Below are 13,649 nucleotides of genomic sequence, written 5' to 3' on the forward strand. Positions count from 1 at the left end.
GTTTCGGTCGGGCGGCGCCGGGTAGCGCAATCGGTGCGGGTGGTCCCACCCCGGGGCACCCGGGCGGAGGAGACGTGATGACGAGCAACGGAACGAGGTGGGCGCTGCTCGGTGCCACCACGGTGGCCGTGGCCGGTGTCGGCCGGGCGGTGGCCCGTCGGCGGCGCCGGCACCAGCCCGAGCGCCGCGACGGCTGGTACGTGGTGCGGCGCGGGGTGACGATCGACCGTCCGGTGGAGGCGGTGATCGGCTTCTGGACCGACCGGCAGCGGATGGACCGGGCGCTGGCCGAGTGGGCCACGCTGGAGCAACTCGACGGCGACCGGTGGCGTTGCGTGGCGCGGGACCAGGCCGGTGGGGGCACCGGATGGCGGGCCGAGATCACCGTCGAGGGCCCCGGGCGGCTGCGCTGGCGGGTCACCGACGGGCCCGAGCAGGAGGGCACCGTCCGGCTGGCCCCGGCACCCCGGGACCGGGGTACGGAGGTCCGCGCCGAACTCCGGTGGCGCTCCGGACCGCTGCGCCGGACCCTCGGAATCCTCGGCGGCGACGATCCCGACCAGGGGCTGCGGGACGCGCTGCGCCGGGTGAAGGCGCTGGTGGAGTGCGGGCAGGTGATCGACACCCGACGCGACCCGTCCGGGCGGAGCGCGGCCCAGGAGAAGGCGACCGACAAGCTCCGCGAGAAGCTGACGACGGGAGGACGGGCGTGAGGGCGCTCTGCTGGGAAGGCGTCGGCAAACTGGCCGTACGCGACGTGCCGGAGCCGCGGATCCGCGCCGAGGGCGACATCGTCGTCAAGGTCGGCGCCAGCAGCGTCTGCGGCTCCGACCTGCACCTGATCAACGGCTTCCTGCCGGCGATGCGGGAGGGCGACATCCTCGGCCACGAGTTCATGGGCGAGGTCGTGGAGACCGGGCCGGGCGTACGACGGCTGCGCGTCGGCGACCGCGTCGTGGTCGGTTCGGTGGTGGCCTGCGGCGGCTGCTGGTACTGCCGCACCGAGCAGTACTCGCTCTGCGACAACTCCAACCCGCAGCCGGTCTTCACCGAGAAGCTCTGGGGCCACTCGCCGGCCGGCATCATCGGCTACTCGCACGCCGCCGGGGGCTACTCCGGCAGCCACGCCGAGTACGTCCGGGTGCCGTTCGGCGACGTCGGGGCGTTCACGGTGCCCGACGGGGTGCCCGACGACTCGGTGGTGTTCGCCTCCGACGCGATGCCCACCGGTTGGATGGCCGCCGACTTCTGCGCCCTGAAGGGCGGCGAGGTGGTCGCGGTCTGGGGCGCGGGCGGGGTCGGACAGATGGCGGCGCGCTCGGCGCAGCTCCTCGGCGCCGAGCGGGTGATCGTGATCGACCGGCTGCCGGAGCGGCTCGCCACCGCCGCCGACCGGCTCGGTGTGGAGACGGTCAACTACGCCGAGACCGACGTGCTGGAGGCGCTGCGGGAGATGACCGCCGGGCGGGGCCCGGACGCGTGCATCGAGGCGGTCGGCATGGAGTCGCACGACGTCGGCCCGGCGTACGCGTACGACAGGGCGAAGCAGAGCGCCCGCCTGCAGACCGACCGCCCCACCTCGGTCCGGCAGGCGATCATGGCGTGCCGCAAGGGCGGGACGGTGAGCATCGTCGGCGTCTACGCCGGTCTGGTGGACAAGTTCCCGCTCGGCGCGGCGATGAACAAGGCGCTGGTGCTGCGGATGGGGCAGATGCACGCCCAGCGCTACATCCCGATGCTGCTGGACCGGATCGCGGCCGGCGAGATCGATCCCGGCTACCTGGCCACCCACCCGATGCCGCTGGAGCAGGGGGCGCGGGGCTACGAGATGTTCGAGAAGAAGGAGGACGGCTGCCTGCGTACGGTCCTGCACCCCGCCTGAGCGGCGCCGCACCGTGCCCGGGGGCCCGACCGGGAACCCGGGCGCGGTGTGTCGTGTCGCTCAGGCCGTGCGGCGCACGTTGGTGATCACGAACCGGCTCGGGGGCAGCGCCGGCAGCCGGCGCAGGCTCAGCGCCAGATCCTGCGGTGGCACGTCGTAGCGCATCGTGGTGGTCAGGTTCGTCACCGCCCGCTTCATCAGCTCGATCGTGATCCACTCCCCGGCGCAGCGGTGACCGGCCAGGTGCTCGCCGCCGCCCTGCGGCACGAGCGCGAACGGGTCGCCCCGCCAACCGGTGAACCGCTCCGGGAGGAACCGCTCCGGTTCGGGCCAGAGGGTGGGGTGGTGGTTGGTGCCGTACAGGTCGAGCAGCACCCGCCGGCCGCGCGGGAAGTGGTGGCCCTGCCAGTCGAACGAGCGGCGGACCCGGGCGGCGGCCACCGGGAAGAAGGGGTAGTAGCGCCGCACCTCCTGCACGAAGCTCTCGGTGGCCTCGTCGTTCCCGCGGACGCGCCGCCGCCAGGCGGGGTGGTCGTGCAGGGCCAGCGCGGCGAAGACGACGAAGCGGTCGACGGCGACCGTGGGGCGCAGCACGTTGAGCAGTTCGACGGCCGCGGTCCGGCGCGGGAGCAGCCGCCCCCGGGCGTCCCGGTGCTCGGCGATGACCCGCAGCGCGCTGCCGCCGGGGGCGGGAAGCGTGCCGACCCGCTCCCGGTCGACGACCTGGCCGATCCAGCGCTCGCTCCGGCGGCGGCCCCGCCGGCCCCGCCAGTGCCGGGGTCCGAGGGCCGGGGCCGCCTCGATCATCGCGTGCAGGTCGGCGGTGCGCCGGTCCACCTCGGAGTTCGCGAGCGGTACGCCGGCCCAGGCGCAGACCGCGCGCGTCAGCATCCGGCCGACCTCGTCGTACAGCACCACCGGCCCGCCCGACTCCCAGGCCGGTACGCGGGAGCGCCACTCGTCGTCGAAGAGCTGGGCGAGGTGCCGGATCGCGACCGGCGTCATGAGCGACATGAGCATGGCCTTGCGGTCGGCGTGCTCGGCCCCGTCGAGGCCCTGCACGCCACCGCGCCCGGTGAGGGTGTGCTGGCCCCGCTTCGGCATCGCGCCGGCCCGCACGAAACGCTCGGTGTCGTAGAAGAGTTCCGCCGCGGGCCGGCCGCGCAGGCAGATGGTGGGCTCCAGCAGCAGCCGGGCCTGGAAGATGTCGCTGCCGTGGTGGTCGCAGCGTCGACCGATGAAGCGGTAGCCCTCGCGCAGGAACGCCAGTGAACTGTCCGGGCTGCGCTCCGTCGGGATGGTCGCCATCGGGCCTCCTGACCGAGGGGTGGCGGCCGTCGCCGGCCTGGTCCTGTCCGTGTCTACCCAGGCCACCGTGACGCAATCCCGCCGTCGTCGTGCCCCCCGTGGCGGGGCGGCGGGGGAGGGGCCAGCGGGCGAGGTGCCTGCTGGCCCCTCCCAGGGACGCGCAGAGCTGGTTGTCTCGCAGGGAGCGGTTCGCCGGTCCGCCGGCGGGAGCCGGGAGGGATCGGCAACCCACCGGAGGACGGGGCCGCCCACGATCGCCACGGGGAGGACGTATGCGCGACAACAGGCCGGCGTACTGGCGGCAACGGCAGGCGTTGGAGGCGCTCGGCGGGGCCCGGAAGGCCGCCGAAGCCTCGTTGATCACGCCGGCACGCCGTACGGCCCGGCCGGACCGGTTCTTCACCGTGCACCTCGGCTTCACCGCCCCCGACCTGGCGTCGGCCCGGGAGCTGGCCGTCGGGTACGCGGAGGCGCTGAGCCTGCTACGACCCGAGTTGGCCCTGGGCGCGTCGGCGCTGTCGCCGGCCGAGTCGTGGTGGCAGGCCGAGCGGTTGTTCTGCGGCGCGGCCGGCCCGGACGGGGAGCGCTGCGCCGACGTCGCCGGGCATCCCGGTTTCCATCACGCCCCGGGCCCGGGTGGGCTCGGCTGGGGCGACGGCGACTGACCCGCCATTCTTCGATCGGCCCGGCGCGCCAACTGCCTGCGCGAATTCGGCCTCAAATGGGAAACGGATTCAATGGGAATCCCATGCGAGATTCGACGGGGACGTCCGGCCCGAGGAATTGATCTCAATTTGCGCCTCGGGGCAACCCTTTCCTCACGCGCCCGTTTCGGTGTCATTTGTGGGCCTATTCTCCGCCGCTTTCGCCGCCGAAAGGTTGTCCGGAATCACCAATGCCGGAAGTGCTTCGTTTGGTCACCAAGGCACCCGCGCCGGAGGGCGGAGAGGTTCAATCCCTCTGGCGGACGATCCGTTCCTGCGCTTTCCGGGGGGAATCGCACATGCACGTGATGCTGGCCTGGTTCGCCGACGACAATCTGTCGGACAGCGCCCGGCACGCCGCGAGGCGACGTTTCGAGACGGCCGTCGCCGACGTGGTGCCGGACAGTTTCGTACGCCACGAGTTCGGGGCCGACGACTGGGGCGTCACGGTCCTGCACCGCAGCGACCCCGGCCACTACCGATGGCCGACCGTCGACACCGTCGGGCCGGTCACAGCCGTGTCCCTCGGGCTGCCCGTGGGGCTGGACGTGACGGGGGGCCCAGCGGCGCTGGCCGGCCGCCTGCTGGCCGGCGAGGAGGTGCACCGGCAGGTGGTGCCGCCGTTCGGCCTGCTGGCTCTCGACGCGGGCGGGGCCTTCGCCCTGCAACAGGACTGGATCGGCATGTGCCGGATCTTCACGGGCCGGCACGGCGGCGTCACGGCCCTCTGCACCCGGCCCAGCCTGCTGGCCACGTTCCTGCACGGCGACCTGCGGCCGGACCTGGACGGCTGGACGTCGTACACCCTCTGCGGGCACTTCGGCGGCGACAGTTCCCCCGTGCGGGGCGCCCGACTGCTCCGCGCGGGCGAGCGGGTGACCGGCCGCCGGCGCGCCGGCGGCGGGTGGGAACTCGCCACCACGACCGGGTACGCCACCGACGACGTGGTGCGGGACGGGCTGGCGGCACAGGGCCGGCCGGTGGGCGAACTGCTGGACCGGGCCGCCGACGCCATCACGACCACCGCCGCCAGCATCCACGGCCTCTACGACGACGACATCACGCTCGGGCTGTCCGGCGGGAAGGACTCGCGGCTCATCGCCGCCGCACTGATCGCGGCCGGCCGGACCCCCCGGTTCCTCACCAACGAGGACACCCGGGCCGAGGGCGAGGTCGCCCGGGAGTTGGTGCGGATCCTGCGCGACAAGCGGGGACTGCACCCCGAGCACACGCTGCGTCTCGCCGGGGCGCCGGCCAACGTGCTCGGGACGGGCCTGCACGAGCGGGCCCGGCGCCTGCAACGGCTGACCGACCACCAGTTCCCCTCCAGCTACCTGGTGCGCCCCGCCGGCCCGGGCCGCCTGGTCGACCAGGCCGGACCGGCGACCTTCACCGGCGCCGCCGGTGAACTCGCCACCGAATACTGGTATCCCCCCACCGACGACGACGGCGAACCGTCGCCACGGGAGACGGCCCTGACCCGGCTGCTGAACGCCGTGCCGACGGGCGTGGCCGACGCGGCCGTCGTCACCGCCGAGCGGGAACGGATCGGCGCCCTGCTCGACCACGGCAGCGGGCTCGGCCTGCACGACCTGCGCCTGGTCGACTACATCTACCTGGTGGAACGGGTCCGCCGCTGGTACACCTCGGCCTACGCGATCGGGATGGTCACCCCGTTCCTCTCCCCGGGCTTCGTCGCCGCCACCTTCGCGCTGACCCCACCGCAGAAGCGCGAGCGGCTGATGCACACCGGGCTGATCGCGCGCCTGGTGCCCGAATGGGCGCAGGTCCCGTTCGTCAGCGTCTCCACCGGCCCGTCCACCGCCGTCCGCGTGTGGGAGGGCGACGGTCTCCAGGCCATCGCCGGCCTGCTGGACACCGCGCACGGGCCGCTGACCCACCTCGTCCGCCGGCCCGCCGTGGAGAAGGCGTTACGGACGGCGGCCCGCGGCGGCCGACCCGACCAGCGGACGCTGCAACAGTTCACCTGGCTGGCGCTCGCCTCCGAGCGGCTCGAACCGGGCACCACCCGGCCCGCCACCGGCGCCGCGTACGCCCGGATCACCGCGCCCCCGCAGCAACGTCAGCCGGCCGGCGGCGCGATCGCCCGACTGCGGTGGATCAAACGGACCCGGCTCGGCGGCCCGCTCTGGTCGGCCGTGGCCAAGCGGGTACGGCCACGGCCGCCGGGCGAGTGAGCGGGGCGCACCCGCGCCGCCCCGCACCCACCCCTCGTCGCCCGGTCGGGTCGATCCCTCCGGCCGGCGGCGGTCAGTCCAGGTCGAACTCGCCGTCCTGGGCACCCGCGACGAAGGCGTCCCACTCGGCCTGGGTGAAGACCAGGACCGGGCCGTCCGGCTCGGCGGAGTTGCGCATGCCGATGAGGTCGTCGACGAAGGCGACCTCCACCGCGCTCTCGGAGGTGTCGCCCTCGGCCCGCTGCCAGACCGCCCGCGAGAGGTCGAAGTCGCCCTTGGGGTGCGAAGCCATCGTTGATTCCTCCAGTGCCACCGGGTCATGGGGGAGACACGTACGGTTCCCCATCGGGCAGGATAAGCGGATGCCGAGCCTGACCCGTGTAGAGGCGACCGCGCGTGGCGCGGCGATCACTGTCGAGTCCTATCAGGTGGACCTCGACCTGACCGGCGACGGCGAGTGGTTCCGCTCCGACGTCACCATCCGGTTCCGGGCGACCCCCGGCGCGGAGACCTTCGTCGAGGTCCAGCCCGCGAAACTGCTGGCCGTACGCCTCGACGACCGCGACGTCGATCCGTCCACGCTGGACGACAACCGGCTGCCCCTGACCGGCCTCGCCGCGACCAACACGCTCACCGTCTCCGCCGAGATGGCGTACTCGAACACCGGCGAGGGGATGCACCGCTTCGTCGACCCGGCCGACGGCGAGACCTACCTCTACGCCATGTCCTTCCTGGACAACGTGCAGCGCCTCTTCGCCGCCTTCGACCAGCCCGACCTGAAGGCCCCGGTCACCCTGTCGGTCACCGCCCCGGAGCACTGGACCGTCGCGGCCAACGGACAGCTCGCCGCCACCCCGCGCCCCGGGCGCTGGGAGTTCGCCCCGACGCAGCCGCTGGCCACGTACCTCGTCTCGCTCATCGCCGGTCCCTGGCACGTCCGCCGCGACGAGCACGACGGCATCCCGCTCGGCCTCTACTGCCGGCGTTCCCTCGCCCCGCACCTGGACGCCGACGCCGAGGAGATCCTCACCGTCACGAAGCAGTGCCTCGACCGGTTCCACCAGCTCTTCGCCGAGCGCTACCCGTTCGGCAAGTACGACCAGGCGTTCGTGCCGGAGTTCAACCTCGGCGCGATGGAGAACCCGGGCCTCGTCGCCCACCGCGACGACTACGTCTTCCGCTCCGCGGTCACCGACACCCAGCGGGAGCAGCGCGCCACCACCATCGCCCACGAGATGGCGCACATGTGGTTCGGCGACCTGGTCACCATGCGCTGGTGGGACGACCTGTGGCTCAACGAGTCCTTCGCGGAGTACCTCGGCACCCGGGTCACCGCCGAGGCGACCCGTTTCGACCGGGCCTGGACGACCTTCGCCCTGCGCCGCAAGGCCTGGGGCTACGCGGCGGACCAGCGCCCCTCCACCCACCCCGTGGCGCCCGAGCAGGTCGCCGACGCCGCCGAGGGCCTGCTCAACTTCGACGGCATCTCGTACGCCAAGGGAGCCAGCGTGCTGCGGCAGCTGGTCGCCTGGCTGGGCGACGACGCCTTCCTCGTCGGCCTCAACGCCCACTTCGCCAAGCACCGCTTCGGCAACGCCACCCTCGCCGACCTGCTCGACAGCCTCGCCACGGCGAGCGGGCGCGACCTGTCCGGCTGGGCGCGGCGCTGGCTGCGTACGGCGCAGGTCAACACGCTGCGCGCCGAGGTCACCGTCGACGCGGACGGCCGCTACGCCGAGGTGGCGATCGCGCAGACCGCCCCCGCCTCGCACCCGGTCCTGCGCCCGCACCGCATCGGCGTGGGCCGGTACGCCGCCGACGGGACGGTCGTCCGGACGGAGGTGGACCTGGACCCGGACGCCGACGGCGGCCGGACGGTGCTCACCGCGCTGGCCGGCGGGCCGGCGGCCCGGCTTCTGCTGCCCAACGACGGCGACCTGACGTTCGCCAAGATCCGGCTCGACCCCGCCTCGGCGGACGCCGTGCCGCTGGTGCTGCCCGGCCTGGCCGACCCGCTGGCCCGGGCGTTGCTCTGGGGCGAGGCGTTGGACGCCGCCACCGACGGGGAGCGGCCGGTCGCCGGCCTCGTCGCCCTGCTCGCCGCCGCCCTCCCCGCCGAGACCGAGGTGATCATCGCCGAGGACGTGCTCGCGCTCAGCCGCTCGCTGATCGACCGCTACCTCGAACCGCTCGCCCGCGCGGCCGCCCTGGCGCAGGTGGCCGGCGCCTGCCGGAAGCTGCTCGACGACGCGCCGGCCGGCGGGTCGCTCCAGCTCGCGGCGGCCCGGGGCTGGATCGCCGCCAGCACCGACACCGACCGGCTGGCCGGCTGGCTCGCGGGCCGGGACGTCCCGCCGGGGCTGGCGGTCGACGCCGAGCTGCGCTGGGCGCTGCTGCTCCGGCTCGTGGTGCTCGGGGCGGCCGGCGCGGCGGAGATCGCCGCCGAGGCCGCGGCCGATCCGAGCGCCAGCGGCGCCGAGCGGGCCGCCCGTTGCCGCGCCGCGCTGCCCGACCCGGCCGCCAAGCGGGCCGCGTGGGAGATCGTCGTGTCGAACACCGAGCTGTCCAACCGGCTCGTGGAGGCGACCGCGCAGGGGTTCTGGCAGCCCGAGCAGGCCGAGCTGACCGCCGGCTACGTCGAGCGCTACTTCGCCGACATGCCGGCCGCCGCGCGGTCGCGTACGCCGTGGGTGGCCGACCAGGTGGCGAAGCTGGCCTTCCCCCGGCACGCCGTGGCGCAGCCCACCCGGGAGGCGGCCGCGGCACTGCTGGCCCGCGACGACGTCACCCCCGGCCTGCGCCGGGTCGTGACCGACGCCGACGACGACCTGCGCCGCGCCCTGGTCGCCCGGACGGCGGTCGCCGCGGCGGCGGCCTGACGCCGTACGCCGAGCGGGACGGTCCGGCGACCCCGAGAAAACGTCGGTTCCGCCCGGCCTACGATCGCGGGGTGGAGGAAGACACCCGGCGGGTCGGCATCATGGGCGGCACCTTCGACCCGATCCACCACGGCCACCTCGTCGCGGCCAGCGAGGTGGCGGACCGGTTCGGTCTGGACGAGGTGGTCTTCGTCCCCACCGGCCAGCCGTGGCAGAAGGCGGACGAGCCGGTCAGCCCGGCCGAGGACCGTTACCTGATGACGGTCATCGCCACCGCCTCCAACCCGCGCTTCCAGGTCAGCCGGGTCGACATCGACCGGGGCGGGCCCACCTACACCGTCGACACGTTGCGCGACCTGCACGCCGAGTACGGCCCGAAGGTGCAGCTGTACTTCATCACCGGGGCCGACGCGCTGGAGCGGATCCTCTCCTGGAAGGACCTGGACGAGATCTTCGAGCTGGCCCACTTCATCGGGGTGACCCGGCCGGGCTTCGAGCTGACCGACGCGCACCTGCCGGCCGACACGGTGAGCCTGGTGCAGGTTCCGGCCATGGCCATCTCGTCCACGGACTGCCGGGCGCGGGTCGCCCGGGGGGAGCCGGTCTGGTATCTGGTGCCGGACGGTGTGGTGCAGTACATCGCCAAGCGGCGCCTCTACCAGCCGTGATTCGTCCCGTTCCGGGCTGGTTCGGGTGGGTAACGCGCCAGAACTGACGAGTCGGGATTCCGCCGGGTGTGAGACGCTTGGAGCATCGCACGGTTGATCGAAGGAGAACGGTGACAGTTTCCGAACGCGCCCACGAGTTGGCTCTCGCCGCCGCCCAGGCCGCGGCCGACAAGAAGGCGCAGGACATCGTCATCATCGACGTGGGCGACCAGCTCGCCATCACCGACGCGTTCCTGCTCGCCGCGGCTCCCAACGAGCGTCAGGTGCTCGCCATCGTCGATGCCATCGAGGAGCGGCTGCTCGAACTGCCGGAGAAGGCGAAGCCCGTCCGGCGCGAGGGCGAGCGCGGCGGCCGGTGGGTGCTGCTCGACTACGTCGACATCGTGGTGCACGTCCAGCACACCGAGGAGCGCGAGTTCTATGCCCTCGACCGACTGTGGAAGGACTGCCCGACGATCCCGTTCGTCGACCGCGACCTCGTCGACGCCGAGTCCGGCACCGGCTCCGCCACGGCCGAATGACCCGCCTGATCATCTGGCGGCACGGCAACACCGACTGGAACGCCGCCAACCGGATCCAGGGGCAGACCGACGTACCGCTGAACGACCTCGGCCGCGAGCAGGCCCGCGGCGCCGCACCCCTGCTCGCGGGGCTGCGGCCCGACGCCATCGTGGCCAGCGACCTGAGCCGCGCGGCCGACACCGCCGCCGCGCTGGCCGCGCTGACCGGGCTGCCGGTGCGCACCGACCCGCGGCTGCGGGAGCGACACTTCGGATCCTGGCAGGGGCTGGCCATCACCGAGGCCGCCGAACACCACCCCGACGAGTTCGCCCGGTGGCGGGCCGGCGACCCGGACCCGGGTGCCGGCATCGAGACCCTCGACGACCTCGGCAAGCGGGTCGGCGCGGCCCTCTCCGACGCCGCCGACGCCGTGCCCGGCGGCACCGTGGTGGTGGCCACCCACGGCGGCGCGGCCCGGCAGGGCTGCGGGCACCTGCTCGGCTGGGAGCCCGCCGTGCTGCGCACCGTCGGCGCGCTGCAGAACTGCCACTGGACGGAGCTGCGTCACGACGACGTCCGGGGCTGGCACCTGCGGGCCCACAACGTCGGCCTGATCACCGTCCCGGCCGCCGAGGCCGTCTGACCCCGGCGTTCCTCAGCGACATCGGCTAGCGTGCCGGGCATGCCCGTCGCGGTCGTCACCGACTCCACCGCCTACCTCCCGCCCGAGTTGCTGCGCGTCCACCGGCTGACGGTGGTGCCGCTGACCGTCGTGCTCAACGGCGCCGAAGGGCTGGAGGGGGTCGAGACCACCCCGGCCGACGCCACCCGGGCGCTCGGCGGCCGACGCGTCTCGGTGAGCACCTCCCGCCCCGCGCCGGAGCAGTTCGCCCGGACGTACCGCGAGTTGTTCGACGCCGGCGCCGACGGGATCGTCTCGGTGCACCTGTCGGCCGAGCTCTCCGGCACGGTGGAGGCCGCCCGGCTGGCCGCCGCCGGCTTCGACGACCGGGTCGCCGTGGTCGACAGCCGCTCGACCGGCATGGGCCTCGGCTTTCCCGCCGTCGCCGCCGCCACGGCCGCCGAGCGGGGGGAGGACCTGGCAGGCGTACGCGACGCCGCGCGCGACGACATCGCCCGCACCAGCATCTGGTTCTACGTCGACACGCTGGAGTTCCTCCGCCGGGGTGGCCGGATCGGCGCCGCCGAGGCGCTGCTCGGCACCGCCCTGTCCGTGAAGCCGATCATGCACATGCCGGACGGCGCGATCGTGCTCAGGGACAAGGTGCGTACCGCCAGCCGGGGCGTGGCGCGGCTGGTCGACCTGGCCGTCGAGGCGGCCGGCGACGCCGAGGTCGACCTGGCCGTGCACCATCTCGCCGCGGCGCAGCGGGCCGAGGCGTTGCTGGAGACCCTCCGGGTCCGGCTGGGCGACCGCCTGCGCGACTCGTACGTCTCGGAGGCCGGCGCGGTGGTCGCCGCGCACGCCGGGCCCGGCCTGGCCTGCGTCGTCGTGCACCGCCGGCCCTAGGATCGCCGGCCAGGGTCTGTCCTCCCGGTCATGATCTCTGTCCATCGCGCGGGGCAGCGCCGACATCCGTCCGGCTGACATCGTGACCCGATGAAGGACGACCTGCACAGTTACCTGAAGGGCGGCCGTGACGCGCTGCTGTGGAAGCTCGACGGGCTCGGCGAGTACGACGCCCGGCGCCCGCTGACCCGGACCGCGACCAACCTGCTCGGCCTGGTGAAGCACGCGGCGGCCATGGAGATCCTCTACTTCGGCGTCGTGTTCGGCCGGCCGTTCGGCCAGGAGCTGCCGTACACCGGCGACGCCGCCGAGACCAATGCCGACATGTGGGCGACCGCGGACGAGACCCGTGAAGAGATCGTCGCCCTGTACCGTCGCGCCAGCTCCCACGCCGACACCACCATCGAAGCCCTCGCGCTCGACGACGTCGGCCGGGTGCCGTGGTGGGGCGATGCGGCGGTCACACTGCACCGCGTCCTGGTCCACGTCGTCGCGGAGACACAACGGCACGCCGGCCACGCGGACATCGTGCGCGAGCTCATCGACGGCGCGGCCGGGCTGCTGCCCGGGAACGACAACCTGCCACCCGCCGACGAGCCGTGGTGGCGGGACCACCGCCAGCGGGTGGAGCAGGCCGCCCGCGATGCTGGCGACCGTTAGGTTTCCGTCGTCCTGAAAGCCACGCGATGGCGGCGAGAGGACCGGCCGGCGCGGAGCAGCGAGCGCGTCGCCGTGACGGATGCCGCGGACGGGGCAGGTTGGCGGTCCCGGTCCCGATGCGCGCTGAACTGCGGTTCGTCGCCGCCCTAGCACATCGCCCGCATGATCAGGGGGTTGTCCACAGGCGGTGCCGTCATCCACAGCCGGCCCCCGGCCGGCCGCGCGCCCCGGGCTCGCGGACCTAGCTTCGCGTCGTGTCAGAAGACGAGGAGACGGTGGTCCGGGAACGACTGCGCCGGCTGGTGGCGGGCCGGTCTTCGCGCGCCGTACGGGCGCACCCCGGCGGGCCCGCCGATCCCCTGGAATGGCCCGGCGGACCCGCCGGGCCGTCCGACGGCCGTCAGGGGACGGCCGATCTGTCTGACGATGATCGCAGGCCCGCTGGGTTGTCCGGTGACCCTCGCAGGCCCGCCGGGCTGCCCGGAGACCGACCGGGCTCGGTCGGGGTGCCGGAGCCGGTCGTGGCGCTGCCGCCCCGCGCATCGGCGTCGCCGGCCGGCGCGGTGGCGCTGCCGGAGCCCGAACCGCCGACCCGCGTCCCGGGCGCGGCGTCCCGGCTGCCAGGGCCAGGAGCGTTCGACCCCGGCCGGCGAGGGGTGCGGGCGCTGGCCGCCGTCGCGGTGCTGGTGGTGGCCGGGGCCGGCTTCTGGGCCTGGCGGTCCCGGCCGCAGACCGAGCCGGTAAGCCCGATGGCCACCGTGGAGGCGTCCGGGGCGGCGGTGTCCGGCCTCGCGGAACCGGCCGCGACTCCCGCCGGCGAGCTGGTGGTCGCGGTCGCCGGCAAGGTACGCCGTCCCGGGCTGGTCCGGGTGCCCGCCGGCGCGCGGGTCGCCGACGCCGTGGAGGCGGCGGGCGGGGCACTGCCGGGGGTGGACGTGGCCCTGCTGAACCCGGCCCGCAAGGTCACCGACGGGGAGCTGATCCTGGTCGGCGTAGCGGCACCGCCGGGCGCGGCAGCCCCGCCCGGGGCGGCTGCCGGAGCCGCACCGGGCGCTCCCGGCGCTCCCGGCGCGGGGGGCCGGGTCAACCTGAACACCGCGACGCTGGCGCAGCTCGACGCGCTGCCCGGCGTCGGACCGGTGCTCGCCCAGCGCATCCTCACCCACCGCGACCAGCAGGGCGGCTTCCGCTCGGTCGGCGACCTGCGCCAGGTCGACGGCATCGGCGACGCCCGCTACGAGCAGCTCAAGGACCTGGTGACGGTGTGACGGCCGGCGGTGTGCCCGGCGCGTCCGGCCTCGGGACGTCCGGCGTCGGG

The 13,649-nt window shown here is 74.3% G+C and carries 13 protein-coding genes; 11 read left to right on the forward strand and 2 right to left on the reverse strand.

Annotated elements, in window-relative coordinates; genetic code table 11:
* Nucleotides 1-77: 77 nt before the first annotated feature.
* Together ACGFIG_RS10755 and ACGFIG_RS10760 are read left to right on the forward strand one after the other, a co-directional pair.
* Nucleotides 78-713 (forward strand): cyclase, encoded by a 636-nt coding sequence (locus ACGFIG_RS10755; RefSeq protein ID WP_393001469.1) that lies wholly within the window; start codon nucleotides 78-80, stop codon nucleotides 711-713.
* Entirely contained in the window at nucleotides 710-1,882 is a 1,173-nt protein-coding gene (locus ACGFIG_RS10760; protein ID WP_393001471.1) for a zinc-dependent alcohol dehydrogenase, read from the forward strand. Before ACGFIG_RS10755 ends, ACGFIG_RS10760 begins: the two co-directional genes overlap by 4 nt.
* Before the next feature lie 60 nt (nucleotides 1,883-1,942).
* On the opposite strand, the gene ACGFIG_RS10765 is transcribed toward ACGFIG_RS10760, so the two are convergent.
* The gene (locus tag ACGFIG_RS10765) at nucleotides 1,943-3,190 is read right to left on the reverse strand and encodes a cytochrome P450 (RefSeq protein ID WP_393001473.1); all 1,248 of its coding nucleotides are present in this window, start codon (nucleotides 3,188-3,190) and stop codon (nucleotides 1,943-1,945) included.
* A 272-nt stretch (nucleotides 3,191-3,462) separates the two neighbouring features.
* On the opposite strand from ACGFIG_RS10765, the gene ACGFIG_RS10770 reads away from it, so the two are divergent.
* On the forward strand, nucleotides 3,463-3,855 hold the full coding sequence (locus ACGFIG_RS10770) for a hypothetical protein (protein ID WP_393001475.1): 393 nt from the start codon (nucleotides 3,463-3,465) through the stop codon (nucleotides 3,853-3,855).
* Nucleotides 3,856-4,193: 338 nt separating this feature from the next.
* Entirely contained in the window at nucleotides 4,194-6,092 is a 1,899-nt protein-coding gene (locus ACGFIG_RS10775; RefSeq protein WP_393001477.1) for a hypothetical protein, read from the forward strand.
* Between the two features lie 73 nt (nucleotides 6,093-6,165).
* Here the strand turns inward: ACGFIG_RS10775 and ACGFIG_RS10780 are convergent, their stop codons facing one another.
* The gene (locus ACGFIG_RS10780) at nucleotides 6,166-6,384 is read right to left on the reverse strand and encodes a DUF397 domain-containing protein (RefSeq protein ID WP_088992395.1); all 219 of its coding nucleotides are present in this window, start codon (nucleotides 6,382-6,384) and stop codon (nucleotides 6,166-6,168) included.
* 70 nt (nucleotides 6,385-6,454) lie between these two features.
* Here ACGFIG_RS10780 and pepN point away from each other — a divergent pair, with 70 nt between their 5' ends.
* The 7 genes from pepN (at nucleotide 6,455) to ACGFIG_RS10815 (ending at nucleotide 13,599) form a co-directional block, all read left to right on the forward strand.
* The gene (gene pepN, locus ACGFIG_RS10785; RefSeq protein ID WP_393001479.1) at nucleotides 6,455-8,971 is read left to right on the forward strand and encodes an aminopeptidase N; all 2,517 of its coding nucleotides are present in this window, start codon (nucleotides 6,455-6,457) and stop codon (nucleotides 8,969-8,971) included.
* Between the two features lie 71 nt (nucleotides 8,972-9,042).
* Entirely contained in the window at nucleotides 9,043-9,639 is a 597-nt protein-coding gene (gene nadD, locus ACGFIG_RS10790; RefSeq protein WP_393001481.1) for a nicotinate-nucleotide adenylyltransferase, read from the forward strand.
* A gap of 110 nt (nucleotides 9,640-9,749) precedes the next feature.
* Nucleotides 9,750-10,160 (forward strand): ribosome silencing factor, encoded by a 411-nt coding sequence (rsfS, locus tag ACGFIG_RS10795; RefSeq protein ID WP_393001482.1) that lies wholly within the window; start codon nucleotides 9,750-9,752, stop codon nucleotides 10,158-10,160.
* Entirely contained in the window at nucleotides 10,157-10,783 is a 627-nt protein-coding gene (locus ACGFIG_RS10800) for a histidine phosphatase family protein (RefSeq protein ID WP_393001484.1), read from the forward strand. Before rsfS ends, ACGFIG_RS10800 begins: the two co-directional genes overlap by 4 nt.
* A gap of 39 nt (nucleotides 10,784-10,822) precedes the next feature.
* On the forward strand, nucleotides 10,823-11,671 hold the full coding sequence (locus tag ACGFIG_RS10805) for a DegV family protein (protein WP_393001486.1): 849 nt from the start codon (nucleotides 10,823-10,825) through the stop codon (nucleotides 11,669-11,671).
* Between the two features lie 90 nt (nucleotides 11,672-11,761).
* The gene (locus ACGFIG_RS10810; protein WP_393001488.1) at nucleotides 11,762-12,331 is read left to right on the forward strand and encodes a DinB family protein; all 570 of its coding nucleotides are present in this window, start codon (nucleotides 11,762-11,764) and stop codon (nucleotides 12,329-12,331) included.
* A gap of 254 nt (nucleotides 12,332-12,585) precedes the next feature.
* A complete protein-coding gene (locus ACGFIG_RS10815; protein ID WP_393001490.1) occupies nucleotides 12,586-13,599 on the forward strand; it encodes a helix-hairpin-helix domain-containing protein in 1,014 nt (337 codons plus the stop codon).
* The last annotated feature ends 50 nt before the right edge of the window (nucleotides 13,600-13,649 follow it).

Origin of the sequence: Micromonospora sp. NPDC049048 (genome assembly GCF_043197615.1) — a bacterium.
Taxonomy (GTDB): Bacteria; Actinomycetota; Actinomycetes; order Mycobacteriales; family Micromonosporaceae; genus Micromonospora.

Excerpts from the sequence above, each read along its gene's own strand:
- ACGFIG_RS10755 (WP_393001469.1), top strand. The coding sequence starts at position 78 with ATGACGAGCAACGGAACGAGGTGGGCGCTGCTCGGTGCCACCACGGTG.
- ACGFIG_RS10765 (WP_393001473.1), bottom strand. The coding sequence starts at position 3,190 with ATGGCGACCATCCCGACGGAGCGCAGCCCGGACAGTTCACTGGCGTTC.
- ACGFIG_RS10770 (WP_393001475.1), top strand. The coding sequence starts at position 3,463 with ATGCGCGACAACAGGCCGGCGTACTGGCGGCAACGGCAGGCGTTGGAG.
- ACGFIG_RS10775 (WP_393001477.1), top strand. The coding sequence starts at position 4,194 with ATGCACGTGATGCTGGCCTGGTTCGCCGACGACAATCTGTCGGACAGC.
- ACGFIG_RS10780 (WP_088992395.1), bottom strand. The coding sequence starts at position 6,384 with ATGGCTTCGCACCCCAAGGGCGACTTCGACCTCTCGCGGGCGGTCTGG.
- pepN (WP_393001479.1), top strand. The coding sequence starts at position 6,455 with ATGCCGAGCCTGACCCGTGTAGAGGCGACCGCGCGTGGCGCGGCGATC.
- ACGFIG_RS10800 (WP_393001484.1), top strand. The coding sequence starts at position 10,157 with ATGACCCGCCTGATCATCTGGCGGCACGGCAACACCGACTGGAACGCC.
- ACGFIG_RS10805 (WP_393001486.1), top strand. The coding sequence starts at position 10,823 with ATGCCCGTCGCGGTCGTCACCGACTCCACCGCCTACCTCCCGCCCGAG.
- ACGFIG_RS10810 (WP_393001488.1), top strand. The coding sequence starts at position 11,762 with ATGAAGGACGACCTGCACAGTTACCTGAAGGGCGGCCGTGACGCGCTG.